The sequence below is a fragment of the Amycolatopsis sp. SB7-3 genome (assembly GCF_041021335.1).
Lineage (GTDB): Bacteria > Actinomycetota > Actinomycetes > Mycobacteriales > Pseudonocardiaceae > Amycolatopsis > Amycolatopsis japonica.
The window spans coordinates 186,679-212,997 of the sequence record NZ_JBFPJQ010000007.1; the positions used below are offsets into that span (position 1 = coordinate 186,679).

Genomic DNA, 26,319 nt, shown 5'->3' on the forward strand with positions numbered 1-26,319 from the left:
CTTCCTTGATCGCCGCCGCTCATCGAAAGGATCGCCACTGCTATGTCTTTGAAACGACGATTGGGTGTGCTCGTCACATCCGTGGTCACGGCTCTGACAGGCGTCGCGCTACCGATGCAGACAGCATCGGCGCACGAAGCGGCCACGGTGCTCGTGTTCTCCAAGACCGCGGGCTTCCGGCACGATTCGATCTCCGACGGCATCAAGGCGATCAAGGATTTGGGGGCACAGAACCACTTCGCGGTGGAGGCGACCGAGGACGCGGCGGCCTTCACCGATGCGAACCTCAAGCGGTTCGACGCGGTGGTCTGGCTTTCCACCACCGGTGACGTGCTGAACGCGGACCAGCAGACCGCGTTCGAGCGGTACGTGAAGGGAGGCGGCGGGTACGTCGGCGTGCACGCCGCCTCCGACACCGAGTACGACTGGCCCTGGTACGGCGAGCTGGTCGGGGCGTACTTCAAGTCCCATCCGCAGATCCAGCAGGCGAACGTCAAGGTCGAAGACCACGAGCACGTGTCCACTGTGGATCTTCCGGAGACCTGGCCGCGCACCGACGAGTGGTACAACTACCGCGAGAACCCGCGGAGCAACGTCCACGTGCTCGCGAGCCTGGACGAGAAGAGCTACCAGCCCGGCGACGGCGCGATGGGCGATCACCCGATCGCCTGGTGCCACGAGAACTCCGGCGGCCGCTCCTGGTACACCGGCGGCGGCCATACCAAGGCCTCTTACGCCGAGCCTGCCTTCCTCAAGCATCTGGCGGGCGGCATCAAGTACGCCACCAAGCTGAGCGAGGCGGGCTGCGCCAAGACCCAGGAAGACCCGGTCGACGCGGACTTCGACCAGATCACCCTGGCCAAGGGCGAGGAGAAGACCGGCGAGCCGATCGCGCTTTCCGTGCTGCCCAACCGCGACGTCCTGCACACTTCGCGCGACGGCCGCGTCTGGTACACCAGCTCTTCCGCGACCACCTCGCTGGCCGGGCAGATCCCCGTCTACAACCACGACGAGGACGGCCTTCAGGGCGTCGCCATCGACCCGGACTTCGCCAAGAACCGCTGGGTCTACCTGTACTACGCGCCCAAACTGAACACCCCGGCCGGTGACGCGCCGGAGAACGGCACCCCCGCCGACTTCGAGCCGTTCAAGGGTTACAACCAGCTTTCGCGGTTCAAACTCGGCACCGACAACAAACTCGACCTCGCGAGCGAGCAGAAGATCCTCCAGGTCCCGGCCGAACGCGGCATCTGCTGCCACGCCGGCGGCGAGATCGACTTCGACGCCAAGGGCAACCTCTATCTGTCCACAGGGGACGATTCCAACCCGTTCGCCTCCGACGGTTTCACCCCGATCGACGAACGCGCCGACCGTAACCCGGTGTACGACGCGCAGCGCACGTCGGCCAACACCAACGATCTGCGCGGCAAGGTGCTGCGGATCAAGGTCGGCGCGGGAGGCAAGTACACGATCCCCAAGGGCAACCTGTTCCCCAAGGGCACGGCCAAGACCAAGCCCGAGATCTACGCGATGGGCTTCCGCAACCCGTTCCGGTTCGCCGTCGACCGCAAGACCGGCTGGATCCACCTGGCCGACTACGGTCCCGACGCCGGCGCGGCCGACCCGAAGCGCGGTCCCGGCGGCACGGTCGAGTTCAACCTGATCAAGAAGCCCGGCAACTTCGGCTGGCCGTACTGTGTCGGCGACAACCTGCCGTTCATCGACTACGACTTCGCCACCAAGCAGTCCGACGCCGCCTTCGACTGCGCCAAACCGAAGAACACCAGCCCGCGCAACACCGGCCTGACCGAGCTGCCGCCGGTGGAGAAGGCGTGGATCCCCTACGACGGCGGTTCGCTGCCCGAGTTCGGCACCGGCCCCGAGTCGCCGATGGGTGGCCCGGTCTACCAGTTCGACGCGAAGAACCCGTCGCAGACGAAGTTCCCGGAGTACTTCGACGGCAAGACCTTCGCCTACGAATGGGAACGCGGCTGGATCAAGGAGATCACCGTCGGCCCGAACGGTGAACGCGGCGCCATCAAGCCGTTCTTCGACTCGATGGACCTCGTCCGCCCGATGAACCTCGAGTTCGGCCCGGACGGTGCGCTCTACGTCCTCGACTACGGCACCGGCTATTTCGGCGGCTCCAAGGAATCCGCCGTCTACCGCATCGACCACACCAAGGGCCGCCGCACGCCGGTCGCCCAGGTGGCCGCGGACAAGACGTCCGGCCAGGCGCCGCTGACCGTCAAGTTCGACCCGGCCGGGACGAACGACCCCGACGGCGGCGCGCTCACCTACGCCTGGGACTTCGACGGGAACGGCACGACCGATTCCACCGAGGCCACCCCGGTTTCCCACACCTACGCCGCGAACGGCCAGTACACGGCGAAGCTGTCGGTCACCGACTCCACCGGGCTGACCGGTTCGGCGAGTGTGGTGGTCACCGTCGGCAACACCGCGCCGGTGGTCACGCTGAAGACCCCGGTCAACGGCAGCGTGTTCAGCTTCGGCGACATGGTCCCGTTCAAGGTCGAGGTGACCGACGCCGAGGACAACCCGATCGACTGCTCCAAGGTGACCGTCGAATACATCCTCGGCCACGAGGGCCACGGACATCCGCTGAGCCGCGCGACCGGTTGTGAAGGCACCATCGCCACGCCCGCCGACGAAGGACACGGCGCGGACGCCAACGTCTTCGGCGTCATCAACGCCAGCTACACCGACAACGGCGGAAACGGCGTGCCCGCGCTCACCGGCGAGGCGGAATCCATCCTGCAGCCCAAGCTGAAGCAGGCCGAGTTCTACACCCAGTCCAGCGGGATCGAGGTCGTCGCGCACGCCGGCGCCAGTGGCGGCAAACGCGTCGGGCACATCGAATCCGGCGACTGGATCAAATTCGACCCGGTGAACCTCGTGGGTGTCAGCGGCATCGGCTACCGGGTCTCGTCCGGCGGCGCGGGCGGCACGATCGAGGTGCGCTCGGGCGCGGTGGACGGACCGCTGGTCCAGACGGTCACCGTCGCCAACACCGGCGGCTGGGACACCTACGCCGACATCCCGGCTTCCGCCATCACCGACCCCGGCGGCACCGGCCCGTTGTTCCTCGTGTTCAAGGGCGGTTCCGGCGGCTTGTTCGACGTCGACGCGATCACCTTCGAGGAGCAAGCATGAGCCGTCCGATCACCCTGTTCACCGGCCAGTGGGCGGATCTCCCGTTCACCGAGGTGTGCAGGCTGGCCAGTGAATGGGGCTACGACGGCCTCGAAATCGCGTGTTCCGGCGACCACTTCGAGGTCGACCGCGCACTGTCCGAAGAGGACTACATTCCCGGCCGTCTCAAGCTGCTCGCCGAGCACGGCCTCAAGGTGTGGGCGATTTCCAACCACCTCGTCGGCCAGGCCATCTGCGACGACCCGATCGACGAACGCCACCAGGCCATCATCCCCGCCAGGGTGTGGGGCGATGGTGAGCCCGAAGGCGTCCGGCAGCGGGCGGCGAAGGAGATGGCCGACACCGCCCGCGCGGCGGCGAAACTCGGTGTGGACACGGTGATCGGCTTCACCGGCTCGAAGACCTGGAAGTACGTCGCGATGTTCCCGCCGGTCTCGCAGGCGGTCATCGACGACGGCTACCAGGACTTCGCGGACCGGTGGAACCCGATCCTCGACGTCTTCGACGAGGTGGGCGTACGGTTCGCCCACGAGGTCCACCCGTCGGAGATCGCTTACGACTACTGGACCACGAAACGTGCGCTCGAAGCTGTCGGCGACCGTCCGGCATTCGGGCTGAATTGGGATCCTTCGCATTTCATCTGGCAGGACCTCGACCCGGTCGGCTTCATCCTCGACTTCGCCGACCGGATCTACCACGTGGACTGCAAGGACACCAGGAAACGGTTCGACGGACGGAACGGACGGCTCGGCTCGCATCTCCCCTGGGGAGATCCCCGACGCGGCTGGGACTTCGTTTCGACCGGGCACGGCGACGTGCCCTGGGAGGACTGTTTCCGCGCACTGAATTCGATCGGCTACGCCGGTCCGATCTCGGTGGAGTGGGAGGACGCCGGCATGGACCGGCTCCGGGGCGCGGCGGAGGCCGTGACCTTTCTGCGGGGGCTCCTGTTCGACAAGCCGTCGGCGGCCTTCGACGCGGCTTTCAGCAACCAGAAGTGAGGGCGGTTTCATGTGCGGTGAAGAAGCTGAGCAGTTCCACTCCCGGCGGGCGCTCCTGCGCGGCGCGGCGACGGCGGCGGTCGCGGTCGGCGCGGCGGTAGCCCTGCCGGGCGTGGCCAGTGCCGCCACCGAGGCGGAGTCCCAGGGCTCCGGCCACCACGGACGGGGCCGGGTCCCGGTGGAGAAGATCAGCATCCAGCTCTACTCCCTGCGCACCGCGCTGCAGGCCGATCTGCCGGGAACCCTGTCCGCGCTGGCGGACATCGGCTACCGGAAGGTCGAACTGGCGGGCACCTACGGCCGTTCGGCCGAGGAGTTCCGCGGTCTGCTGGACAAGAACCACATCAAGGCGACGTCCACCCACGTCGGCATCGACGGCGACCTCGACAAGACCATCGCGGACGCGAAGATCCTCGGGAACACCCGCGCCAACGTGCCGTGGGCGAATTTCGGCACCATCGACGGCTGGAAGCAGTTCGCCGGCCGGATGGACGCGGCGGCACGGAAGTTCCGCCAGGCCGGTATCCCGCTCGGCTACCACAACCACGCGCACGAGTTCGCGCCCATCGACGGCGTGCGCCCGTACGACGTGCTCACCAGGAACACGAACCCGCGGTACGTGCACCTGGAGATCGACCTGTTCTGGGCGGTGGAAGGCGGGATGGACCCGGTTTCCCTGTACCGGCAGCACTGTCCGCGCGTGGTGCAGTACCACGTCAAGGACCGGACCGCGGCGGGCGAGATGGTCGACCCCGGCAAGGGCGTCATCGACTTCCCGCGCATCTTCCGCCACACCCGCCCCCACCTCGCCGAATACATCGTCGAGCACGACAACCCCACGGATCCCCTGAGCACCGCCCAGACCGGATTCACCTATCTCCGCAACGTCCGCTTCTAACTGGGGAATCCACAATGGACAACAAGAAACGCGGGCTGTCCCGCAGATCGATGCTCGCGGGCACCGCGGCCGGGGTGATCGCCCCGGTCGTGGTGTCGGCCAGCGCCGGTTCGGCACCGGCCGCCGCGGCCGGGATGACCCGCAACATCACCATTTACGCCGACTACGTTCCCGGCACGACCCGGGTCGGCTACGGGCTCGAGCCCGGCAAGCCGACGATCCCCGGGCCGCTCCTGGAGTGCTACGAGGGTGACACGCTGGTGATCGAGCTGGTCAACAACACCGACCAGCGCCTCTCGATCCATCCGCACGGTGTCAACTACGACACCAAGTCCGACGGCTCGCCGTTCAACGATTCGTTCAACAAGCCCTACGAAACCAAGACCTACACCTGGAAGACCCGCACGGCGTATCAGGCGGCCAACGGTTTCTGGATGCCCGGCAGCGCGGGGTACTGGCACTACCACGACCACGCGTTCGGCGGCGACCACGGCACCGCGGGCCTGATGAAGGGTCTCTACGGCGGCCTGATCGTGCGCAAACGTGGCGATCTGCTGCCCAGCAAGCAGTTCACCGTGGTGTTCACCGAAATGTGGATCAACCACCAGGTCGCCCCGAACACCCCGATCTTCGAGGCGAACCTCGGCGAACGCGTCGAGTTCATCTGCATCGGGCACGGCAACCTGATGCACACCTTCCACCTGCACGCGCACCGCTGGGCGGACACCCGCACCGGCATGCTCACCAGCGCGACCGACAACGCCCCCATCCTCGACAACAAGACCCTGGACCCCGGCAACTCCTTCGGATTCCAGGTGATCGCCGGTGACGGCGTCGGGCCGGGCGCGTGGATGTACCACTGCCACGTCCAGCAGCACTCGGACGACGGCATGTCCGGGGTGTTCCTGGTCCGCAACGCCGACGGCGGGATGCCCGCGGGCGCCCAGGAGGCGATCGACCGCTTCAAGGGGCACCAGCACACCACCACGTCCACACCGAACGCCACCGGCGCCTCGGCCCACCACCACTAGTCTTGAAAGGAGCGAGAACTTGAGACGAGTATTTTCGCAACGCCGGCTCCGCAGACGGTCACTGGCCGCGCTCGCGGTCGGCGCCGTCGTCACCTCCGGGCTGCCGCTGGCCATCGCGCCGGTGACCGCCGAAGCCGCGACGAACGTCCCGGTCAACGTCCTGGTCTTCCACGGCGCCGCCGCGGACCAGAAGGACCCCGTCCTGCGGGCCACGGACGCGATCGCGAGCCTGGGCCAGGCGAACGGCATCTCCGTTTCGTCCTCTTCGGACCCCGCGGTGTTCACCGCGGCCAACCTCGCGAAGTACCGCGGCGTCGTTTTCCTTTCCGCGCAGGGCATCACGCTCAACCGTGACCAGGAAACCTCGCTGCAGAACTACATGAAGGCGGGCGGCGGGTTCCTCGGCCTGTCCGACGCCGCGCGGGCCCAGGACGGTTCGCAGTGGTTCTCGGGGCTGATCGGTGCCCGTCCGGTGGGGGCGCGTCCCACACCGGAGGCCGTCGCGTCGGTCACCGCGAGCGCGGAGAACCCGCCCAACGAGACCAAGGAAAAGCTCACCGACAACAACGAGAACACGAAGTGGCTGGCCTTCCAGCCGACCGGCTGGGTCGCCTACAAGCTGGCCGCCCCGGTGGCCGTGAGCAGCTACGCGCTCGTCTCGGCGAACGACTACGCCGGGCGTGACCCCAAGAACTGGACCCTGCAGGGATCCAACGACGGGACCACGTGGATCGATCTGGACACTCGCACAGGCGAGACGTTCCCGGACCGGTTCGTGAGCCGGACGTTCACCTTCGCCAACACCACGGCGTACTCGAACTACCGGCTGAACATCACCGCCAACGGCGGCGAGCCGCTCATCCAGCTGGCCGATTTCAAGCTGTTCAAGGACAACTCGACCACTCCGCCGCCGCCGGAGCCAGACCCGGCGCAGGCCACGGTCGACGTCCTCGACAAGGCGAACCCGGCCACCGCGGGCCTGCCGCAGAAGTGGGTGCGCACCGACCGGTGGCTCAACTGGGAGGTCAACCCGGTCGGGACCGTGCACACGGTCGCGCAGGTCGAGGAATCGACCTACAAACCGGGTGTCGGCGCGAACGGCGCCTTCCACCCGATCTCGTGGTGCCGTGACTACGACGGCGGCCGCTCCTTCTACAGCGGTATGGGCCGGACCGAGGCGAGCTACGGTGAGGCCCAGTTCCGCAGTCACATCCTCGGCGCGCTCAAGTGGACCACCGGCATGGTGCGCGGTGACTGCAAGGCGGGTATCGCGGCCAACTACAAGGTCGAACGCCTGACCGGGATCAACCAGCCCGGCCAGCTCGACCAGATGGGCGAGCCGCACGGGCTCACCATCGCGCCGAACGGCCGGGTGTTCTACATCGGCCGCGCCGCCTGCGCCGGCAACACGGTGCCCGCGCCGAACGACTGGACCAACCCCGAGATCGGCGCCGGCTGCGGCACGATCCACCAGTGGGACCCGGTCACCAAGAAGCCGAAGCTGCTCACGACGCTGAAAGTGATGGGCAACCGCGGCAGCGGCGACGAACTGGTCAAGAACGAGGAAGGCCTCCTCGGTCTCGTGCTGGACCCGAAGTTCAGCGAGAACGGCTGGATGTACGCCTACTGGATGCCGCACTCGTCGGTCGACATCGACAAGCGGATCGGCAAGCGCACGGTCTCGCGGTTCACCTACGACCTGAAGAACCAGACGCTGGACCAGGCGACCCGCAAGGACCTGCTGTCGTGGGACGTCCAGGTCCACAGCTGCTGCCACGCCGGCGGCGGCATGGACTTCGACAAGGACGGGAACCTCTACATCGGTTCCGGTGACAGCAACTCGTCGCAGGGTTCCAACGGGTACTCCGGCAACAACTGGACCCAGGACTACAAGGGCGTCTCGTTCCAGGACGCGCGCCGTACCGCCGGCAACACCAACGACCTCAACGGCAAGATCCTGCGGATCCACCCGGAACCGGACGGTACCTACACCAACCCGGCGGGCAACCTGTTCCCCGAGGCCAACGACCCCGGGAACAAGACCAGGCCCGAGATCTACGTGATGGGCGTGCGGAACATCTCGCGTCTGCAAGTCGACAAGAAGACCAACTGGCTGACCGCCGCCTGGGTCGGCCCGGACGCGACCTCGCCGAGCCCGGAACTGGGCCCGGCCAAGTACGAGACCGCCACGGTCATCACCGAGGCCGGTAACCACGGCTGGCCGTACTGCATGGGCAACAAGCAGCCGTACCGCGACCGCAGCAGCACCGACGCCGCGGTGCTCACCGGCTGGTACGACTGCGACAACCCGGTCAACACCTCGCCGCGCAACACCGGCCTGGTGAACCTGCCGCCGATCAAGAAGAACATGATCTGGTACGCGCCGGACGGCGGCGGGCCGGTGTTCCCCAACCGCCCCAACAGCTCCGTCCCGACGTACAACGCGGCCGAGGCCACCTACACGCAGCCCTACCTCAAGGGCGGCGGCCAGGCGGTCATGACCGGGCCGACGTACCACCGCGAACTGGTCAACACCAACAGCGGCGTCGCGTGGCCGTCGTACTGGAACGACAAGTGGTTCATCGGTGACCAGAGCAACGGGCAGAACCGGATCGCGGTCACCCTCGACCCGAACGGTGTCGCGAAGCAGGATCCGCCGGTGTTCGCCGAGACGGTGCGGCAGATCATCCCGACCGGTGGTGGCGACACCAAGCTCAACCAGTGGATGGACGCCAAGTTCGGGCCGGACGGCGCGCTGTACGTGCTCGACTACGGCGGCGGCTTCTTCACCCTGACCAACAACCAGAAGCTGCTGAAGATCAGCTACACCGGCGGAGAGGCCACGCCGTCCGCGGCGGCGGCGTCGACCATGGTGCAGAACAAGCCGCTCACCGCGGCCTTCACCGGGTCGAAGTCCGGCGGCGTCTCCTACAAGTGGGAGTTCGGCGACGGCACGATCTCGACCCAGCCCGACCCGCGGCACACCTACCCGCGTACGGGTCTGTACACCGCCAAGCTGACCGTGACCTACGCGGACGGCGAGACGGTGACCACGCGGAACTCGGTCAGCGTCGGGTGTCTCGTGGCGGATTCCAGTGCCACGGTGACCATCGGCGACACCGACACCGGGGTGACCAACCGCAACGCCGGTGGCGGCTGCACGGTCGACGACATGATCGACGACGAGAGCACGTGGACCTCCCACGCCGGTTTCGTCAACCACGTCACCCAGGCCGTGGACCGGCTGGGCGACCTCGGCGTGCTGAACGCGGCCGAGTCGGACAAGATCAACGCCGCGGCCGCCGCGTCGCCCATCGGCAACAAGGGCGTCACCGGTTACGACGCGATCTACGACGGCACGGCCGAATCGTTCCGCAACTGGTCGCAGGCGCCGTCCGGGCAGTTCGCCATCCAGCCGGACGGGTCACTGCGACCGTCGGGCGGGCTCGGCATGCTGTGGTACTCGGCACGGCAGTTCGGCAACTTCTCGGTGAAGCTGCAGTTCAAGGACATCGCGCCGACCGGCAGCGCCAACAGCGGTGTGTTCGTCCGGTTCCCGGATCCGCGCACCCCGCTGGAGCAGCGTCCGCCGGGCAGCTGTGGCACGGTCGGTTCGGCGAGGACGTCGCAGGCCTGGGTCGCGATCTACTGCGGCCACGAAGTCCAGCTGTACGACGGCGCCACCGGTGAGCCGCAGAAGACCGGGTCGATCTACAACTTCGACCCGCGGCCGCTGGACCAGGCGGGTGTGAAGCCGAAGGGGACCTGGAACGAGTACGAGATCAAGGTCGTCGGGCAGAAGTACACGATCATCCGCAACGGCGTGGTGATCAACGAGTTCGAGAACGCGCCGGGGATCCAGTCGTCTCGGGCGGGCGACCCGTCCACCGACTTCCGGCAGTTCGTCAGCGGGTTCATCGGTCTGCAGAACCACGGTGACAACGACCTGATGGAGTTCCGCAACATCCGGGTGCGGCAGCTGTAGCGCGAAACCGGCCGGGCGCGCGGGTCCGCGTGCCCGGCCGGTCTCCCTTTGTACGGAAGGTTTCCCTGCGATGTCCCCAAGAACCCTCGTCGTGGCCCTGGTGGCCGCGACACTCGCACTGGCGGGCCTGGTGTTACCGGGCTCGTCCGCCCCCGCCTCCGCCGCACCCGTCCAGACCCTGGAATGGACCGCGGGCGACAGCACCGACCACTACCTCAGCGCGCCGTCGACCGCGGTGGCCGGTGAGACCACGATCGTCTTCAAGAACACCGAAGAGCTCGGCTCGACGATGTCGCACACGCTGACGTTCGACACCTCGACACCGGGCTACAACCACGACGTCAACCTCAACATCCTCGCCAACCCCTACGACGACAAGGGCGGCGTGCACGAGGCCACGGTGACGCTGACCCCAGGCAAGTACCGGTACTACTGCACGATCCAGGGTCATACCAAGATGATGGGCGAGTTCGTCGTCACCGACGGCGGCGGCGCCGACACCACCCCGCCGACCGTGACCGCGAACGTGACCGGCACCAAGGACACCGCCGGGAACTACGTCGGTTCCGCGACGGTGAATCTGTCCGCTTCGGACAGTCAGTCCGGCGTGGACAAGGTCGAGTACCAGCTCGACGGCGGCGCGTGGACCGCGTACACCGCACCCGTGGCGGTCACCGCGGCCGGATCGCACATGGTCCACTACCGCGCTACCGACAAGGCCGGAAACGTTTCGCCGGAAGGGATGTCGTCCTTCACCGTCGTCACCGGACAGCCCGGTGACACGACACCGCCGACGGTGACGGCCGAGGTCACGGGGACCAAGGACGGTGCGGGCAACTACCTCGACACCGCCACGGTGAAGCTCACCGCCACGGACGCAGGCTCCGGTGTCGACAAGGTCGAGTACAAAGTGGACGAAGGCGTGTGGACCGCGTACACCGCTCCGGTCGCGGTCACCGCTCCCGGAATGCACATGGTCTCCTACCGTGCTGCGGACAAGGCGGGCAACGTCTCGCCGGAAGGCATGGCGCACTTCACGGTCGTCAGCAGTGACACCACCGCGCCGACCGTGACGTCCGAGGTGACCGGGACCAAGGACACCGCCGGGAACTACGTCGGCAAGGCGACCGTGACCCTCACGGCCACCGACGCCGGCTCGGGTGTCGGCAAGGTCGAGTACAACCTGAACGGCGGCCCGTGGCTCACTTACTCGGCGCCGCTCGCGCTGACCGTGGTCGGCGCGCACACGGTGAAGTACCGCGCCACCGACAAGGCGGGCAACGTCTCGGCCGAAGGCACGGCGACGTTCACCATCGTCGAAGGCGACGACAACACCGCGCCGGTCGTCTCGGTGGTGGTGAGCGGTGATCTGGACGGAAGCTGGTCGTACATCGAGGACGCGACCATCAACCTGACCGCGACGGACGCCGGGTCCGGGGTGGACAAGATCGAGTACCGGCTGGACGGCGGGGCCTGGACGGTCTACACCGCGCCGGTGAAGGTGACCGCGCTCGGCACGCACACGCTGGCCTACCGCGCGTCGGACAAGGCCGGCAACGTCTCGGCGGAACAGGGCGGCGCGTTCACCATCGTCGCCGCGCCGCCGGGCCCGGACGCGTGCCCGGACTCCGACCTCCGGGACACCGTGATCCTCGGGACGGCGGACAGCCAGGTCGAGAACCGCGACACCGGCGACGGCTGCACGATCAACGACGTGATCGACGACGAGTCGGACTACTCGTCGAACGACCAGTTCGTGACCTACGTGCGGGCCGTGACCCAGGAACTCCTCGACGGCGAGATCATCTCGTCCGACGAGCGGAACCTGATCGTCACCGCGGCGATCGAGTCCGGTATCGGCGGCACGGCCATCGAGCCGGAACCGGAGCCCGGCAAGAAGAAGCCGGAGACGAAGAACCCCGGCATGAAGAAGACCGTGAAGACGCCGATCCGGGACGTCTGAGCGAAGTCGGTTACCTTTCTCGCGTCGCGCTCGTCATGTCCATGACGGGTTCGGCGCGAGAAAGGTATCGACATGACCGGTGAGGCGCTGGCCAGCGCGTTCGAGGAGCAGCGCGGGCGTCTGGTGGCCGTGGCCCAGCGGATGCTCGGCTCCCGCACGGACGCCGAGGACGCGGTCCAGGAGGCCTGGCTGCGGCTCGCGCGCCAGGACGCCGACACGATCGACAACCTGTCCGGCTGGCTGACCACCGTCGTCGGCCGCGTCTGCATCGACACCCTGCGCTCCCGCAAGACCCGTCCCGAGGACTCCTACGACGAGCCGCCCGAGCTGCTGGTGCTCGACGATTCGCCGGAAGAGGACGCGCTGCTCGCCGAATCGGTCGGGGTGGCGCTGGTCGTGGTGCTCGACACCCTCGGCCCGGCCGAGCGGCTGGCGTTCGTGCTGCACGACCTGTTCGCCGTCTCGTTCGCCGAGATCGGCGAGATCCTCGGCAAATCCGCGGACGCGGCGAAGATGCTCGCCAGCCGGGCCCGCCGGAAGGTGCGGGGACAGCGTCCGGCCGACGAGCCGCGGCAACGCGCCGTCGTCGACGCGTTCCTCGCCGCCGCGCGCGAAGGGGACTTCGACGGGCTGATGGAGATGCTCGACCCCGACGTGACGTGGCGCTCGCAGAGCCGTCACGGCGAGGTCGTCCGGCTGGGTGCGGCCGAGGTCGCCACCCGGGTCCAGCGCGGAGCGCGCGCCGCCGGTATGACCCGTCCCGCGCTGGTCAACGGCAAACCGGGGATCGTGTCGTGGAGCCGGACGGGCAAACTGCTGGGCGTGATGTCCTGCACCATCGTCGACGGCCGCATCGTCGGAATCGACTCGGTCAGTGATCCACGTCGCCTCGCGGCCATGGGTGTTACCTCTCGGGAGTCCTCCTCGTCGAAGTAAGTGAAGGACCGACGAGAAGGAGAAATCCCATGCAGGCAAGGCTCGAATTCCTCAAGACCGCTCTCGCGCCGAAGCTGGTGAAGCACTTCGTCTCGGCCGCGAAGGTGCTCGACGGCAGCGAACTTCCTTTGGCGACAAGGGAACTGGTGAACATCCGCGCCAGCCAGATCAACGGCTGCTCGGGCTGCCTCGACATGCACACCAAGGACGCGGCGCACGCGGGGGAGACCACGACCCGGCTGAACCTGGTCGCCTGCTGGCGTGAGGCGACGGTCTTCACCGAGGCCGAACGCGCCGCGCTGGAACTCACCGAGCAGGGCTGCCGTCTCGCCGACGGCAGCGGTGTCACCGACGAGGCGTGGGAGGCCGCCGCCAAGCACTACGACGAGGACCAGCTCGTGGCGCTGGTGGCCCAGATCGCGCTCATCAACGCCTTCAACCGGCTGAACGTCATCACCCGGCAGCCCGCCGGGGACTACACGCCCGGCCAGTTCGCGGCGCACTGATGGAGACCGCACTGTGGATCGTCGCCGGTCTGCTGGCCGTGATGTATCTCGTGTCCGGTGTCGGGAAACTGTTCCTGCGCAGGGAAACGATCGCCGGAGTGGCCTCGGGTGCGGGATGGGTGCTGGATTTCGGCCCGGGCACGGTGAAGTTCATCGGGGTGGTCGAGATCCTGGGCGCGGTGGGCCTGGTCGTTCCCGCGCTGCTGGACATCGCGCCGGCCCTGGTGCCGCTGGCGGCCCTCGGACTGGCGCTGGTCATGGCGGGCGCGCTGGTCGTCCGGTGGCGTCGCCGCGAGCCTCTGATCGCGCTGCTGGACCTGGGGTACCTCGCGTTGTGCGCCTTCGTCGCCATCGGACGCGCCTGAAGTACGTGAAGGCCCCCTTCCCTCGGCTCAGTCGAGGAAAGGGGGCCTTCACGCGGGATCAGCTCAGGTGCGCTGTTTCGACCGTCCGAGGAGACGACGGCGGGCGTGGCCGTTGGTGCGTTCCTCGTGCAGTTCCTTCAGCGACAACATCATCGCGTCTTCCTGCTTCATCAGCGGGTCGTTGCGCAGGTCCTTCCAGACCGACACGCACAACCCGACCATCACGAACACGAATGGCACCGCGATCAGGATGGTGAGGTTCTGCAACCCGGTCAGCGCCTTGTCCCCGCCGACCAGCAGCATCACCGCCGCGACGGCGCCCATCAGCACGCCCCAGAAGATGACGACACCCTTCTTCGGGTGCACGCTCCCGCGCTGGGACAAGGTGCCCATCACCACCGAAGCCGCGTCCGCGCCGGAGACGAAGAAGATGGAGACCAGGATCATCACCAGGATCGCGATCGGGACGAACCACGGCAGGGTCTCGAGCAGTTCGAACGTCGCCGACTGGGCACTGCCCGCGCCCGCGATGTCCGTACCCGCCCGCTGCCTGCTGATCGCCGCGCCGCCGAAGATCGCGAACCAGATCAGGCTCACGATGCTCGGGATCGCGATGACACCGAAGATGAACTGCCGGATGGTGCGGCCGCGCGAGATCCGCGCGATGAACATGCCGACGAAGGGCGTCCACGAGATCCACCACGCCCAGTAGAAGACCGTCCAGCCACCGAGCCAGGTCTGCATCTCCTCGCCACCGGTCATCCCGGTACGGCCGGACATCTCCGCCAGTTCGCGGAAGTAGTCGCCGATCGCGCCGGGCACGATGTTGAGGATCAGCACGGTCGGCCCGACTACCAGCACGAACACCGCGAGCACCGCGGCGAGCACCATGTTGATGTTGGACAGCCACTGGATCCCCTTGGCCACCCCGGACACCGCCGAAGCGATGAACGCGATGGTGAGGATCGCGATGATCGCGACCAGGAGTCCCTTGCCGGGATCGTCGATCCAGCCGACGGCGCCCATACCGCCACCCACCTGGAGCGCGCCGAGACCGAGCGAAGCGGCCGAACCGAACAGGGTCGCGAAGATCGCCATGATGTCGATCGCCTTGCCCAGCGGGCCTTCGGTGCGCCGCTTGCCGATCAGCGGTGCGAACACCGAACTGATCAGCTGGCTGCGGCCCTTCCGGAAGGTGCTGTACGCGATCGCGAGACCGACGACGGCGTAGATCGCCCACGGGTGCACGGTCCAGTGGAACAACGTCGTCGCCATCGCGGTGTGGACGGCTTCGTCGGAGTTCGGGGCCGCGGTGCCCGGGGGCGGGCTCGCGAGGTGGGAGACCGGTTCGTACACCCCGAAGAACATCAGGCCGATGCCCATGCCGGCGCTGAACATCATCGCGATCCACGACGACGTCCGGAATTCGGGGAGTTCCTTGTCCCCGCCCAGCGGGATCCGGCCATAGCGGCTTATGGCCAGACAGACCGCGAAGAGCACGAAACCGCTCGCGGTCAGCACAAAGGCCCAGCCGCCGTAAGGGATCACGGCGTCGTTGAGGAGGGTCGACGCGACACTCGCGAGGCTCTCGGGGGACAGGACACCCCAGATGATGATCGCGAGCGCGAGGGCCGCCGCCACACCGAAAACGGTCCGGTCGGTTTCGGCGGGTCGTTCGGCGGCGAGGTCGAGCGGGACGTGCTCATCGGGCGGGTGCCCCGGACCTGTCGTGTCCGGCGCGTGGGCGAGGTCCGACGCGGTCTCCGCGACGACCTCTTCTTCCGCTTGTTTACCGTCCTGCGAACTCATGTTCAGACACGCGCCGATGACGGCGCGATCTCCTTCCGCCCGAGTTAACCCGTTTGCACCACTGCACCCTAACCAGAAAACTGGTAACCGGCAGAAAATGCGGGCGAAGAGGTTTAAACCGGTGATTGTGGGCCTGACCTCGGCGGATGTGCGTTCGTTCGACGGTCTCGGCGGGGAACGTGTCCCTCGTGACACCGGTGGTCAGGGGAGCGAGCCGAGTTTTTCGCAGAGAGCCCTGCTGAACTGGGGTTCCTGCCATCGGTCGGGTACCCAGCGGTAGAGCACGCGCGGCGACGGGCTTCGGGGAAGTTCGTGCGGTCGGCGACAAGCCGCTTCCGGTTTGAAGGGATTAGGCCGTGGCACCTCCTTTCCAGAAGGGCCGGCCGAGCGGGTCGCCGCCGGCGGTGTCCGGGCGGCCCTGCCGCGCGTGGTTGCGCTCCAGCAGGTAGGTGACGAGGGCGATCAGGGCGAGGATGACGATGATTGCGGTCATGGCAGTAAGTTTGCGCCGCTCGACATCCTGCCAAAAGTGGCAGTTCTGTCGTTGTGCGACAAAATCCTGCCAGCTATGCTTCGGACATGCTGAAGAGCGTCGCCGTGGTGCTGCTGGACGACTTCGCCGCGTTCGAGTTCGGTGTCGTCTGCGAGGTGTTCGGTTACGACCGCACCGATGACGGAGTGCCGCTGCTCGACTTCCGCGTGTGCGGGGAGCGGGCCGGAGAGCCGCTGAGCCTCGGTCACGGCGTCAAGGTCACCCCGGAACACGGTCTCGAAGCGACCGAAGACGCGGACCTCGTCGTCGTCCCCGCCTGCGACGTGCGCGACGAATATCCACCCGCCGTACTCGAGGCGCTCCGTGCGGTTTCGGCGCGAGGGGCCACGCTGCTTTCGGTGTGCACCGGCGCGTTCGTGCTGGGCGCCGCGGGGCTGCTCGACGGGCGGCGGTGCACGAACCACTGGCGGCACAGCGAGCGGTTCCGGAAGCGTTTTCCCGAGGCGAAGCTGGATCCGGACGTCCTCTTCGTCGACGACGGCGACATCATCACCAGCGCCGGAACGGCCGCCGGCATCGACGCGTGCCTGCATCTGGTCCGCCGCGAACTCGGCTCCGCCGCGGCCACCGCGATCGCCCGGCGCATGGTGGTGCCCCCGCAACGGGAAGGCGGGCAACGCCAGTTCGTCGAGGTGCCGATCCCGGAATGCACCGGGGACAGCCTTCAGCCGGTGCTCGCCTGGATGCTCGACACCATCGACCACGAACATCCGGTCGCCGATCTGGCCCGCCGGGCACGGATGTCCGAACGCACCTTCGCCCGCAAGTTCGTCGCGGAGACGGGCACCACACCGCACCGATGGCTTTCGACACAACGGGTTCTGCACGCGAGGTCGCTGCTCGAAGAGACGACGATGAGCATCGACGAGGTCGCGCGTCGCTGCGGCTTCGGCTCAGGAGCCTTGCTGCGTCACCATTTCCACAAGGTCGTCGGCGTTTCCCCGCAGGACTACCGACGAACCTTCGCGCCGCAGCGGGTTTGACGTTCGGTCTCAGTCCTTCGATGGCTTGTTGAACAACCCGAGGGATTGCGCGAACGCCGCGCCACCGGCCAGGAAGACGAGCGGCAGCGTCTTGGCCCAGAACGCGCCGACGTCGAGCGAGATGAGCAAGGCGAGCAGCCCGCCCGCCAAGGCGGCCAAGACGAGCATTCCCAGGGCGAGGCGGGGTTTCGAGACCATGTGTCCTCCAGGAAACGGGTTCGGAAGAGCAAGCTTCGCGACCGTTCCGGGGGAGGAAGAGGTCATTTTTGCCCCGTGCGGGGGTTTCAGGGTGAACCCCGGGCGCGGGCCGAAGAGGGCATGAGTTTGCACCGCGGCCGGATCCGGGCATACGATCAGGGCAGTCGTACAGGACGAACGCCCTAGGAGATGACGGTGGCAGGATCCCCGGCCGCGGCGCGTGGCAAGCTCGTCCGGCAACGGTTGCTCGAAGCGGCCGTCGCACTCGTGCCCGAACTCGGCTGGTCCGCGGTCAGCACCCGGATCCTGGCCGAGCGCGCGGGTGTCACGCCGAGCGTCGTGCACTACCACTTCCCGTCGCTGCAGGCCTTGATGATCGAGGCGGTGCTCGGCGCGATGCGTGAGGTCGCGGTCGCTTTCGAGCCGGCGCTGGAATCCGTCGAGACACCGGCCGACGCGGTGGACGCGCTGCTGGCGTCGGTCGGCGAATACTCCGGCACCGACCCGATGTCGTTGCTGTTCGCCGAGGCCTATCTCGCCGCGACCCGCGATGACACCTTGCGCCAAGGCATCCGCGAACTGCTCGCCGGCTTGCGCACCAGGTTCGGTGGGTGGCTGGCGGAGCGGGGAGTGGCCGACGCCGAGGACACGGCGGCGGCACTCCTCGCCGCGGTGGACGGGCTTCTGCTGCATCGGGCGCTCGGACCGGAGTCCGGCCGGATCGTCTCCCCGGCCGTCCTGCGCAGGCTGGTCGGCTGAACGAAAGGGAGGGACCCCCATGAAGGTGGCGATCTGCGGGGCCGGGATCACGGGTCTGGCGCTGGCGCACCGGCTCGCGGCGCTGGATGTCGAAGTCGTGGTGCTGGAACGGGCCGCGGGGCCGAGGCAACAGGGGTACATGATCGACTTCTTCGGTCCAGGGTTCGACGCCGTCGAGGAAATGGGACTGCTGCCCCAGGTCGAGGAAGCGGCGTATCAGGTGGACGAGGCGAGCTTGCTGGACGAGCGCGGCCGCCGCCGGGCGGCGATCGACTACGTCCAGTTCGCCAAATCGGTGCGGGGACGGCTCTGCAGCATCATGCGGCCGGATCTGGAACGGGTACTGCGTACCGGTCTTCCATCCACAGTGGACGTTCGATTCGGTGCCGGGGTCACCGGCGTCGAGGACCTCGGCGACCGCGTGCGGGTTACCTTGGCGGACGGCGAGACCCTCGAAGCCGATCTGCTGGTCGGGGCCGACGGGATCCATTCGGCCGTGCGGCGGCTGGTCTTCGGTGAAGAGAGCCGGTTCTTGCGTCATCTCGGTTTTCATACGGCGGCCTTCGTTTTCGAGGACGAGGAAATTCGCGCGCAGGTGGGCGAGCGGTTCTGTCTGACCGACACGGTCGGGATGCAGATGGGTTTCTACGGTCTCCGCGACGGCAAACTCGCGGCGTTCGCCGTGCACCGCACGACGGACCCGGCCCTGCCGGACGACACGCGGGCGGCGTTGCGCGCGACTTACGGTTCGCTCGGCTGGGCGGTGCCGAAGGCGCTCGATCTGTGCCCGCCGCCGGGCGAGGTGTACTACGACCAGGTCGCGCAGATCGAGATGTCTTCCTGGAGCCGTGGGCGGGTCGTGCTCGTCGGGGATTCTTGTTACGCCGTCTCACTTCTCGCCGGGCAGGGCGCTTCACTGGGTATCGCGGGCGCGTTCGTTCTGGCCGAGCAACTCACCCGGGCGCCCTCGATCGAGACCGCGCTCGCGGAGTACGAGCGTCTGGTCCGCCCGGTGGTGACCGAAAAGCAGCAGGTCGCCCGGCGAGGCGCGCGATGGTTCCTGCCCGCCAATCGGTTCCTGCTCCTGGCGCGCCGGGCGTTCCTTCACGTGGCCCGGCTCCCGGGACTCGAACGACCACTCGCGGCCGCCGTCACGGGTAAATCGACGGCGTTGGTGACGAATCTGAAGCGTGGGGCCGAGATCCGGAGCCGGTGACTTTCGGAAGCTTCGCGGGGTCGGCCTATGTCCTGAGGTGCATGGTGTTCCTCCTTGGTGTTCCGGTCGGGTCGAGGTAGGCGGGCGGGGTGAATTCGGGGAGTCCGTCTTGGGCGATCTGGACTTTCCATTCGCTGCGGTGGATCAGCCGGTGGTGTTTGGTGCAGAGCAGGACGAGGTTGTCGATTTTTGTTTCGCCGTGGTGTCGCCAGAAAACGATGTGGTGGGCGGTGCAGCGGGGGACGGGCATGTCGCAGCCTGGGAAGGCGCAGCCGCCGTCGCGGAGGGTGAGTGCGTATTTCTGGGCGAGGGAGACGGTGCGTTTGGAGCGGCCGATGTCGAGGGGTTCGCCTGCGGTGCCGAGGACTCCGGGTCTGACGCGGGCGTCGCAGGCGAGGATGCGGGCGTCGGTGGCGCTGATCGGTCCGACGAGGTCGAGGTGGGCTTCGCCGATGTCGCGGATCAGGTCGTCGTAGGACATGGTGATGAGGATGTGGGTGGCTTCCCCGGCTTGGCCGGGGAGGTTGCGGCTGGTGGTCTTCAACCGGACGTAGTCGGTGAAGGCGTCGCCGTAGCGTTCGTCCTGGGTGCGGGAGTCGCGGACTCCGTCGATGGCTTTGTGGGGTTTGGCCATCGGATCGAGGTCGGATTTGAGGCGGGCGTAGGTTTCCAGGTCGAGTCTCGCTTTGAGGCCGAGGGTGCCGTCGCGGTGTTTGATGAACCGTAGTTCCGGGCGGGTGTCTTTCGGATCGTCGTTGCGGGGTTCTTTGCCGTCGGGGTCGAGTTCGTCCAGCAGGCGGCGTCCGGCGCGGGCGATTTGCCGTGGCCCCGCATGTCTGGCCAGTTCGACGAGGATCTTCTCCCCGGCCCGCACATCGTCCTCAGGAACACTGGACGGGATCCGGGCGAGAGTCTTGATGATCGCGTCGATCTGGCCACCACCGATCGCGCCCTCCGCAGCAGCCTCAGCCGTCAACGGCGCCAACGGTGGTTCGGGATCCCCGCCGATAGCGGGGCCGGGATGCAGGGCCAGGACCCGGTCGGCGCGGGCGGCGGCTTCCTTGTCCGACACCAGGAAATCCTCGAGAATCAGCCCAGCCAGCGTCGAATGACCGCTGCAGCCCCGAATCCCGCGGGAATTGATCTCAGCGAGGATCGCGTTCTGCTCGGCATCCAGTTGGCGCTTAAGAACTTCGAGTTCCTGTTTACGCGCGTGCAGCGTCGCGGTGTCGACGCGCCACCACTCGGTGGACGTCTTCGGGGATACATCGTCGCTGGACACAAGATCAACGGTACGCAGGTTCGAACACCTGTGCTATCGTACGTTCGGACTATATCGTTCTCAATAAAACGGTGGCTTGATTCGCCGAAGCGGATGCTGAAGGATTCACGCGGAAGCTTCGGGTGGGGTTGCCCATGGAGGAAATACGGGTGCCCCGCACAAGGCCGTCGCAGCGCTGTCCTATAAGGACTCATCCCCGTCGTTAAGTGCCGTGCCACCCGTACACCATGCCTGCCGGCCGCGTCACCTGGGCAAGAAACGCCGCGATCACCAAGTGGGACGCGCGGAGACACCTCCATCCACCGTCAGGTTGTGCCCCGTGATCCACGACGCGAGCGGCGAGGCGAGAAAAAGGCAGGCGTTCGCGACGTCGCCAGGAGTGCCGAGCCTGTCCAGCGGCGCGGCCTGTCGCCAGCGGCGGACGCCCTCCGGCCAGGCGTCGTCGAGGCCGGGGCGCTCGATCAGGCCGGGGGAGACGGCGTTGACGCGCAGTCCTCGCGAGCCGTATTCGAGCGCGGCGGCGCGGGCGTGCATGACCAGGGCGGCCTTCGCGCTGCTGTAGTGCGCATGTCCCGGCGCGGGCTGGGTCGCTTCGATCGAGGCGATATGAATGACGCTGCCGCCGTTCATCACCGCGGCCGCGGCTTGGGTGCACGAGAACGCGCTGGTGAGGTTCGCGTCGAGGACGGCGCGCCAGCTTTCCGCCGACATCTCCGGCAGGGGTTCGATCGGCTGCACGCCGGCGTTGTTGACCAGGGTGTCCAGTCGTCCGGTCCAGGCGGCGGCAGCCGTCACGAGCCGTCGGCATTCGCCGTCGTCGGTGAGGTCGGCGGCGAACGTCTTCGCGGTGCCGCCCGCCTCCTGGATCCGGTCGACGACGGCGAGCGCCGATGCCTCGTCACGGTGATAGTGCACGGCGACGGCGCTGCCCGCCTCGGCGAACCGCAGCGCGATGCCGCGGCCGATCCCGCCGCTGGCCCCGGTGACGAGCGTGGTGGTACCGGTCAGGTCGAGCATCGGGGTCCTTTCAGGCGAGACGGCGGCGGATCCACCAGAAACAGAATCCCGCGAGACCGAGGGCGAGCACCAGATACAGCGCGCTTTCGATCCATTGGAACGGCCAGAATCGTGTGGGCGGATGGTAGATCACGTGCTGCCGGTAGCCGAGCTGGTTGATTTCGGCCAGGCACAGGTCCATCGGGTCCGCTCCGGTGCCGCGGCCGCCGGGTGGCGCCGAGGACGAACACGGGCCGGTCGACGTCGGCATGGTGACGTTCTCGACGGGTTTGCCGGAAGCGTCGACGGTTTCGCCCGCCAGCAGCCAGCCGCCGGGATCCGGTGCCTTGGCTTCGAAATGCAGCACCCCGGTGTTCGGGTTCCGGCCGATTCCATCCACAGTGGACGGAGAGAGTTCCAGGGTCGCGTCGATCGAGGGCAGCAGATGGGGCCGCACGACGATCGGCACGGCGACCTGGATCACCGCGAACGCGGCCAGCGTGACGGCCATCGCGGGCAGGCTGCGGCGCACCAGCATGCCGATGGTGACGCCGAGCGCGAAGGCGAACGCGGAGTACGCGATGGGGACGACACCGCGCGCGTCGAACACCATCGCCGAAAGCCGTGGGAAATCCTTCACGGCGGCCGTTTCGAAGGTGGTCGCCCACCAGGTCACCGCCAGGCTGCCCACGCCACCGGCGAGCATCGCGGCCACGCCGGTGATCCCGAGTTTCACCGCCAGCCACCGTGTCCTGGTGACGCTCTGGTTCCAGATCAGCCGATGCGTCCCGGCTTCGAGTTCGCGGGTGAACAGCGGCGCGCCCCAGAAGAGGCCGATGAGCGCGGGCAGCAGGAGCACGAGCGCGGTGACGGCCAGGAAGGTGTTCTGGTGGTCGTTGAGGAAGCGCTCGATGAAGTCGTCGCAGGCGGCGGTGTCGCCCGCGCAGGTCGCGATCCCGGTGGCGTATTCGCCGGAGATGGCCGGCCCGGTGACGGCCAGGACGAGCGCTAGTACCGCCAAGGCCCCGAACACGGCCGCGGCCGGGAGCCGGAATTGACGCCAGGTCAGCCAGATCATCTCCGGACCTCCAGGATCCGCCGGTGGTTCGCGGTGGTTTTGGTCAGGTAGGCCAGGACGAGATCTTCGAGGCTCAGCTTGCTCACCGTCCACACCGGATCGTGGATCGGTTCCTCGGTGCGCACGACGAAGGTGCTTTGGACGTCCGTATGGCTTTCCGAGACGACGTGCTGGCTCGACGGGAGCCTGGCGGCGTCCCGGCGCGGGCCGGTGAGACGGTGGTGGGTGGCGAGCAGGGTCTCGACCTCGCCGGACACCTGCACGCGGGAATCGATGAGCACGATCAGGAAATCGCAGGCGCGTTCCAGATCCGAGACCAGATGGGACGACAGCACCACGTTCAGTTCCTGCTCGACGGTGGCTTCGAGCAGCCCCTGCAGGAATTCGCGGCGCGCCAAGGGATCGAGCGCGGCGACCGGTTCGTCGAGGAGCAGCAGTTCCGGCCGTTTCGCCACGCCGAGGGTTAGGGCGAGCTGGGCGCGTTGACCGCCGGAGAGTTTCCCGGCCTTGCGCGTGGGATCGAGACCGAGCCGGGCGATGCGGTCCCTGGCCAGCGCGTCGTCCCAGCCTGGGTTGAGCCGTGCGCCGAGTCGCAGGTGGTCCGCGACGGAAAGACCGGCGTAGGTCGGGGTGTCCTGCGCGACGAAGCCGACCTTCGCGAGCTGGGCCGGGCTGGCGCCGGGACGCCCGCCCAGCACGGTGATCCGGCCGGTGGTCGGCGGCAGCTGGCCGGCGGCCATGTTCAGCAACGTGGTCTTGCCCGCTCCGTTGGGGCCCACCAGCCCGACCACGTGCCCGGCCGGGATGTCCAGCGTGCACTCGGAAAGCGCCCAGTTCTTGCCGTATCTCTTGCCGAGACCCTCTGTCCGCAGGACGGCGGTCATGCTATTTCCTCTCCGGCGACGGTCCGAAAGGTCGTCATGAACAGCGCCTCGATGCTCTCGTCGTCGAGCCCGGCCTTGCGGGCCTTCGCCAGCCAGCGCTGCAGATCCATCCGCAGGGGGCCGTGCGCGGCGAGGGATCCATCGGTGAGCGTCGCGGTCACGAAGGTGCCGACGCCCGGCCTCGCGGCGACGAGGCCCTCGTGTTCGAGCTCGCGATACGCCTTGAGCACGGTGTTGGGGTTGATCGCCAGCCGGGCCACCACTTCCTTGACCGTCGGCAGCTGGTCGCCCTCGGCGAGCAGGCCGAGCCGCAGCGCCTGCCGCACCTGGCGGACGAGCTGCAGGTACGGCGACAGGCCGGAGTGGTCCTCGAGGTGGAACTCGATCATGGTAACTCCATTTATCTAGTTACCTAGTACTATAGAGACATGAAGGAGCGCGGTGTCAAGACGGAGGGATCGCTAAACGCGCTTCCGTAGCGCGAGCACACCGGCGACGGCGAGGAAGACCAAGCCCGCGAGGACGTAGCAGTTTCCCAGCCACTGCTGGGCGGTCGTCCATGTCTGGCCCGGCCGGTCGAAGGCCGGGAAGTACCGGAACGGGGCCGCGACGAAGATCGTGGCGACGACGCCGGTGACGGCTAGCCAGGCTGCCGCCCTGCGGCGATCCTGACGCCTGAGCACGGCGAAGGCGATGGTGGTGAACAGCGCCGGGGCGATCCACACCCAGTGATGCGACCACGACGTCGGCGAGATGAGTAGGGCGAACGTCGCGTTCAGCAGCAGCGCCGGCACCGGCGCCGAGCGGTACATGGTCACCGTCACCAGCACCAGCAGCACACCGGTGAGGACGATCCAGAGCGGTTTCGCGGCGGACTCGACGCCGAAGCGCGCCAGCACCGCTTGCAGGGTCTGGTTGGTGTGGAACGACGTGCCGCTGATCCCGGACGCCCCGGCGAGCCCGCCGAACCAGTAGCGCGCGGACGCCTCCGGCGCGACCGCGAACGCGAGGGCCGAGGCGGCCACGAACGTGCCCACCGCGGTCAGCGCGCCACGGAAGTCCTTGCGCACCAGGAAGAACAGCAGGAACGCCATCGGCGTCAGCTTGACGGCCGCGGCGAGACCGACGCCGATACCCCGGTAACGGCCCCGCGCCAGCAGGCAGTCGGCCGCGACGAGACCCATCAGCAACAGGTTGATCTGGCCGAAACCGAGTGTCTGGCGGACCGGTTCGAGGAAGAGCGCCGGGGTGATCGCCAGCGACGAGACGAGCAACGCCTTCCGCCGGTTCCCAGACGGCCACAGCGTGCGGACGATCCCGTAGAAGGTGATGCCCAGCGCGGCCAGGCTGAGCGCGAATAGCAGGAGTACCGCGCCCGTCCACGGCACCAGTGTCAGCGGGGTGAGCACCAACGCGGCGAACGGCGGGTAGATGAACAGCAGGGGGATGCCGGCGTCGGAAAGCGGCAACGCGCCGTAGAGATCGCCGCCGCTCCACAGCGTGTCGACGCCGAAACGGTAGATCTCGAGGTCGCTGTGGGAAGTGCCCGCCGTCGCCATGGCCACGGCGCACGCCAGCGCCAAAGCGGCGAACGCGCCGAGCGACCATCGGGCCCGACCGCGCGACTGGGTGGGAGACATCGCGTGGTGACCCTTCGGACGTGCGTCGATGATCTCGACTGTACCCGGCGGGTGAGAAGCGACTTCCGTCGGCAGTCACGGCGCGAACATTGGTCTAGACTTTTCATTCCCCAGTGTGGTGAAAGGGACCGATCCATGCGCGGAACGACGGTGTTGCCGAGGACGCCTTGCCTGAAACCGAAGGCGGGGGAATTGCCACTGCATCGGCTGGAGGTCCGCGCGCCGGACGCCCTGCCGTTCACGGTCGGCACCTTCGACACGATCGGGCCGATGTCGCGGGCGGCGTTCCCGCATCGGCACACCTTCTACGAAATCGTCCATGTCACCGGCGGCACCGGTGACCACGTCATCGATTTCACCCGATGGGAATTGGGGCCGCCGCAACTCGCGGTCATAACACCGGGGCAGGTGCATCATTGGGATGCCCGCGATCTCACCGGATTCGTCGTGTTGTTCACCGACGATTTCCTGCTCGAACACCCGTCGGATCGCGAAACCCTGCGAAGGCTCAGCCAGCAGCCGTGGCGGCTCGACGAACGCGCGGCCGAGGAGACGGCGCGGCTGGTCGCCGAACTCGACGAGGAATTCCGTTGTGGCGGGCAGGGTACCGATTCGGTGCTGCGGGCCCTGATGCACGTGCTGATCGTGCGGGCGGGACGGCTTCCCGGCCTGGCGGATCCGCGTCCGCCTGCCAGGGCTCAGGCGGTGGGCACGGAATTCGCCCGGTTGCTCGGCAGACCCGACCTCGGGCTCTGGTCGGTCGGCGCGCTCGCGGAACGTATCGGGGTCACGCCGGGATATCTCACGGACGCGGTGAAAACGGCGACCGGCCGGACGGCGGCACAACTGATGCGCGAGGCGCGGACACGGGAGGCGAAACGGTTCCTGCTCGGCACGGATCTCACCGTGCGGCAGGTCGCCAGCCGGGTCGGTTTCGCGGATCCCGCGTATTTCTGCCGGTTCTTCCGGCGGGAAACGGGGTTGAGCCCCGGGGATTACCGCCGGACCGGAGACGCGCCCCCGGAGATTCACCACGACTGACCAACCCAGTCCATCGTCCGC

22 protein-coding genes are annotated in these 26,319 nt (G+C 67.6%); 13 read left to right on the forward strand and 9 right to left on the reverse strand.

Features of this window, described 5'->3' with window-relative positions:
• The first annotated feature begins 114 nt into the window (after positions 1-114).
• The 9 genes from AB8M46_RS35720 to AB8M46_RS35760 all read left to right on the forward strand — a co-directional run bounded on the left by AB8M46_RS35720 (position 115) and on the right by AB8M46_RS35760 (position 13,859).
• Positions 115-3,174, forward strand: a complete 3,060-nt coding sequence (locus tag AB8M46_RS35720; protein ID WP_394363041.1) for a ThuA domain-containing protein — start codon at positions 115-117, stop codon at positions 3,172-3,174.
• Positions 3,171-4,175 carry a sugar phosphate isomerase/epimerase gene (locus AB8M46_RS35725; protein ID WP_037346231.1) on the forward strand — a complete coding sequence of 335 codons (1,005 nt, stop codon included), beginning with the start codon at positions 3,171-3,173 and terminating at the stop codon, positions 4,173-4,175. Before AB8M46_RS35720 ends, AB8M46_RS35725 begins: the two co-directional genes overlap by 4 nt.
• Before the next feature lie 10 nt (positions 4,176-4,185).
• Entirely contained in the window at positions 4,186-5,073 is an 888-nt protein-coding gene (locus tag AB8M46_RS35730) for a sugar phosphate isomerase/epimerase family protein (RefSeq protein WP_394363042.1), read from the forward strand.
• 14 nt (positions 5,074-5,087) lie between these two features.
• The gene (locus AB8M46_RS35735; RefSeq protein ID WP_037346237.1) at positions 5,088-6,104 is read left to right on the forward strand and encodes a multicopper oxidase domain-containing protein; all 1,017 of its coding nucleotides are present in this window, start codon (positions 5,088-5,090) and stop codon (positions 6,102-6,104) included.
• Between the two features lie 19 nt (positions 6,105-6,123).
• A complete protein-coding gene (locus AB8M46_RS35740) occupies positions 6,124-10,089 on the forward strand; it encodes a ThuA domain-containing protein (protein ID WP_394363043.1) in 3,966 nt (1,321 codons plus the stop codon).
• 70 nt (positions 10,090-10,159) lie between these two features.
• A complete protein-coding gene (locus AB8M46_RS35745) occupies positions 10,160-12,052 on the forward strand; it encodes an OmpL47-type beta-barrel domain-containing protein (RefSeq protein ID WP_394363044.1) in 1,893 nt (630 codons plus the stop codon).
• 72 nt (positions 12,053-12,124) lie between these two features.
• A complete protein-coding gene (locus AB8M46_RS35750; RefSeq protein WP_378424501.1) occupies positions 12,125-12,988 on the forward strand; it encodes a sigma-70 family RNA polymerase sigma factor in 864 nt (287 codons plus the stop codon).
• A 29-nt stretch (positions 12,989-13,017) separates the two neighbouring features.
• Positions 13,018-13,494, forward strand: a complete 477-nt coding sequence (locus AB8M46_RS35755; protein ID WP_037346248.1) for a carboxymuconolactone decarboxylase family protein — start codon at positions 13,018-13,020, stop codon at positions 13,492-13,494.
• Positions 13,494-13,859 carry a DoxX family protein gene (locus AB8M46_RS35760; protein WP_360127441.1) on the forward strand — a complete coding sequence of 122 codons (366 nt, stop codon included), beginning with the start codon at positions 13,494-13,496 and terminating at the stop codon, positions 13,857-13,859. The genes AB8M46_RS35755 and AB8M46_RS35760 overlap by 1 nt, the downstream gene beginning before the upstream one ends.
• Before the next feature lie 63 nt (positions 13,860-13,922).
• Here the strand turns inward: AB8M46_RS35760 and AB8M46_RS35765 are convergent, their stop codons facing one another.
• A complete protein-coding gene (locus AB8M46_RS35765; protein ID WP_037346253.1) occupies positions 13,923-15,668 on the reverse strand; it encodes a BCCT family transporter in 1,746 nt (581 codons plus the stop codon).
• Between the two features lie 349 nt (positions 15,669-16,017).
• Positions 16,018-16,161, reverse strand: a complete 144-nt coding sequence (locus tag AB8M46_RS35770) for a hypothetical protein (protein WP_394363045.1) — start codon at positions 16,159-16,161, stop codon at positions 16,018-16,020.
• 86 nt (positions 16,162-16,247) lie between these two features.
• Here AB8M46_RS35770 and AB8M46_RS35775 point away from each other — a divergent pair, with 86 nt between their 5' ends.
• Complete coding sequence (locus AB8M46_RS35775) at positions 16,248-17,204, forward strand: GlxA family transcriptional regulator (RefSeq protein ID WP_037346256.1); 957 nt, start codon at positions 16,248-16,250, stop codon at positions 17,202-17,204.
• Positions 17,205-17,213: 9 nt separating this feature from the next.
• Here AB8M46_RS35775 and AB8M46_RS35780 read toward each other — a convergent pair whose 3' ends face one another.
• Positions 17,214-17,402, reverse strand: a complete 189-nt coding sequence (locus AB8M46_RS35780; protein ID WP_037346258.1) for a hypothetical protein — start codon at positions 17,400-17,402, stop codon at positions 17,214-17,216.
• Between the two features lie 189 nt (positions 17,403-17,591).
• Between AB8M46_RS35780 and AB8M46_RS35785 the strand changes: the two genes are divergently transcribed.
• Together AB8M46_RS35785 and AB8M46_RS35790 are read left to right on the forward strand one after the other, a co-directional pair.
• Complete coding sequence (locus AB8M46_RS35785; protein ID WP_394363046.1) at positions 17,592-18,161, forward strand: TetR/AcrR family transcriptional regulator; 570 nt, start codon at positions 17,592-17,594, stop codon at positions 18,159-18,161.
• A 19-nt stretch (positions 18,162-18,180) separates the two neighbouring features.
• Positions 18,181-19,377, forward strand: coding sequence for an FAD-dependent monooxygenase (locus AB8M46_RS35790; protein ID WP_394363047.1), 1,197 nt, complete (start codon positions 18,181-18,183; stop codon positions 19,375-19,377).
• 25 nt (positions 19,378-19,402) lie between these two features.
• Here AB8M46_RS35790 and AB8M46_RS35795 read toward each other — a convergent pair whose 3' ends face one another.
• The 6 genes from AB8M46_RS35795 to AB8M46_RS35820 form a co-directional block, all read right to left on the reverse strand.
• Positions 19,403-20,659, reverse strand: a complete 1,257-nt coding sequence (locus AB8M46_RS35795) for a DUF222 domain-containing protein (protein ID WP_394363048.1) — start codon at positions 20,657-20,659, stop codon at positions 19,403-19,405.
• 267 nt (positions 20,660-20,926) lie between these two features.
• Complete coding sequence (locus tag AB8M46_RS35800; protein WP_394363049.1) at positions 20,927-21,676, reverse strand: SDR family NAD(P)-dependent oxidoreductase; 750 nt, start codon at positions 21,674-21,676, stop codon at positions 20,927-20,929.
• 10 nt (positions 21,677-21,686) lie between these two features.
• Positions 21,687-22,733: an ABC transporter permease gene (locus AB8M46_RS35805; RefSeq protein ID WP_394363050.1), complete on the reverse strand. Its 1,047-nt coding sequence runs from the start codon at positions 22,731-22,733 to the stop codon at positions 21,687-21,689.
• Positions 22,730-23,617: an ABC transporter ATP-binding protein gene (locus AB8M46_RS35810; protein ID WP_394363051.1), complete on the reverse strand. Its 888-nt coding sequence runs from the start codon at positions 23,615-23,617 to the stop codon at positions 22,730-22,732. The genes AB8M46_RS35805 and AB8M46_RS35810 overlap by 4 nt, the downstream gene beginning before the upstream one ends.
• Positions 23,614-24,006, reverse strand: coding sequence for a GntR family transcriptional regulator (locus AB8M46_RS35815; protein ID WP_037346270.1), 393 nt, complete (start codon positions 24,004-24,006; stop codon positions 23,614-23,616). The genes AB8M46_RS35810 and AB8M46_RS35815 overlap by 4 nt, the downstream gene beginning before the upstream one ends.
• 72 nt (positions 24,007-24,078) lie before the next feature.
• Positions 24,079-25,257, reverse strand: a complete 1,179-nt coding sequence (locus AB8M46_RS35820; protein ID WP_394363052.1) for a glycosyltransferase 87 family protein — start codon at positions 25,255-25,257, stop codon at positions 24,079-24,081.
• A 135-nt stretch (positions 25,258-25,392) separates the two neighbouring features.
• Here AB8M46_RS35820 and AB8M46_RS35825 point away from each other — a divergent pair, with 135 nt between their 5' ends.
• A complete protein-coding gene (locus AB8M46_RS35825) occupies positions 25,393-26,298 on the forward strand; it encodes an AraC family transcriptional regulator (protein ID WP_037346272.1) in 906 nt (301 codons plus the stop codon).
• The last annotated feature ends 21 nt before the right edge of the window (positions 26,299-26,319 follow it).

Bases quoted from the DNA above. Each gene is read 5' to 3' on its own strand.
- AB8M46_RS35720 (WP_394363041.1), top strand. From the start codon at position 115: ATGCAGACAGCATCGGCGCACGAAGCGGCCACGGTGCTCGTGTTCTCC.
- AB8M46_RS35725 (WP_037346231.1), top strand. From the start codon at position 3,171: ATGAGCCGTCCGATCACCCTGTTCACCGGCCAGTGGGCGGATCTCCCG.
- AB8M46_RS35730 (WP_394363042.1), top strand. From the start codon at position 4,186: ATGTGCGGTGAAGAAGCTGAGCAGTTCCACTCCCGGCGGGCGCTCCTG.
- AB8M46_RS35735 (WP_037346237.1), top strand. From the start codon at position 5,088: ATGGACAACAAGAAACGCGGGCTGTCCCGCAGATCGATGCTCGCGGGC.
- AB8M46_RS35745 (WP_394363044.1), top strand. From the start codon at position 10,160: ATGTCCCCAAGAACCCTCGTCGTGGCCCTGGTGGCCGCGACACTCGCA.
- AB8M46_RS35750 (WP_378424501.1), top strand. From the start codon at position 12,125: ATGACCGGTGAGGCGCTGGCCAGCGCGTTCGAGGAGCAGCGCGGGCGT.
- AB8M46_RS35755 (WP_037346248.1), top strand. From the start codon at position 13,018: ATGCAGGCAAGGCTCGAATTCCTCAAGACCGCTCTCGCGCCGAAGCTG.
- AB8M46_RS35760 (WP_360127441.1), top strand. From the start codon at position 13,494: ATGGAGACCGCACTGTGGATCGTCGCCGGTCTGCTGGCCGTGATGTAT.
- AB8M46_RS35765 (WP_037346253.1), bottom strand. From the start codon at position 15,668: ATGAGTTCGCAGGACGGTAAACAAGCGGAAGAAGAGGTCGTCGCGGAG.
- AB8M46_RS35770 (WP_394363045.1), bottom strand. From the start codon at position 16,161: ATGACCGCAATCATCGTCATCCTCGCCCTGATCGCCCTCGTCACCTAC.
- AB8M46_RS35775 (WP_037346256.1), top strand. From the start codon at position 16,248: ATGCTGAAGAGCGTCGCCGTGGTGCTGCTGGACGACTTCGCCGCGTTC.
- AB8M46_RS35780 (WP_037346258.1), bottom strand. From the start codon at position 17,402: ATGGTCTCGAAACCCCGCCTCGCCCTGGGAATGCTCGTCTTGGCCGCC.
- AB8M46_RS35785 (WP_394363046.1), top strand. From the start codon at position 17,592: ATGACGGTGGCAGGATCCCCGGCCGCGGCGCGTGGCAAGCTCGTCCGG.
- AB8M46_RS35790 (WP_394363047.1), top strand. From the start codon at position 18,181: ATGAAGGTGGCGATCTGCGGGGCCGGGATCACGGGTCTGGCGCTGGCG.
- AB8M46_RS35800 (WP_394363049.1), bottom strand. From the start codon at position 21,676: ATGCTCGACCTGACCGGTACCACCACGCTCGTCACCGGGGCCAGCGGC.
- AB8M46_RS35805 (WP_394363050.1), bottom strand. From the start codon at position 22,733: ATGATCTGGCTGACCTGGCGTCAATTCCGGCTCCCGGCCGCGGCCGTG.
- AB8M46_RS35810 (WP_394363051.1), bottom strand. From the start codon at position 23,617: ATGACCGCCGTCCTGCGGACAGAGGGTCTCGGCAAGAGATACGGCAAG.
- AB8M46_RS35815 (WP_037346270.1), bottom strand. From the start codon at position 24,006: ATGATCGAGTTCCACCTCGAGGACCACTCCGGCCTGTCGCCGTACCTG.
- AB8M46_RS35820 (WP_394363052.1), bottom strand. From the start codon at position 25,257: ATGTCTCCCACCCAGTCGCGCGGTCGGGCCCGATGGTCGCTCGGCGCG.
- AB8M46_RS35825 (WP_037346272.1), top strand. From the start codon at position 25,393: ATGCGCGGAACGACGGTGTTGCCGAGGACGCCTTGCCTGAAACCGAAG.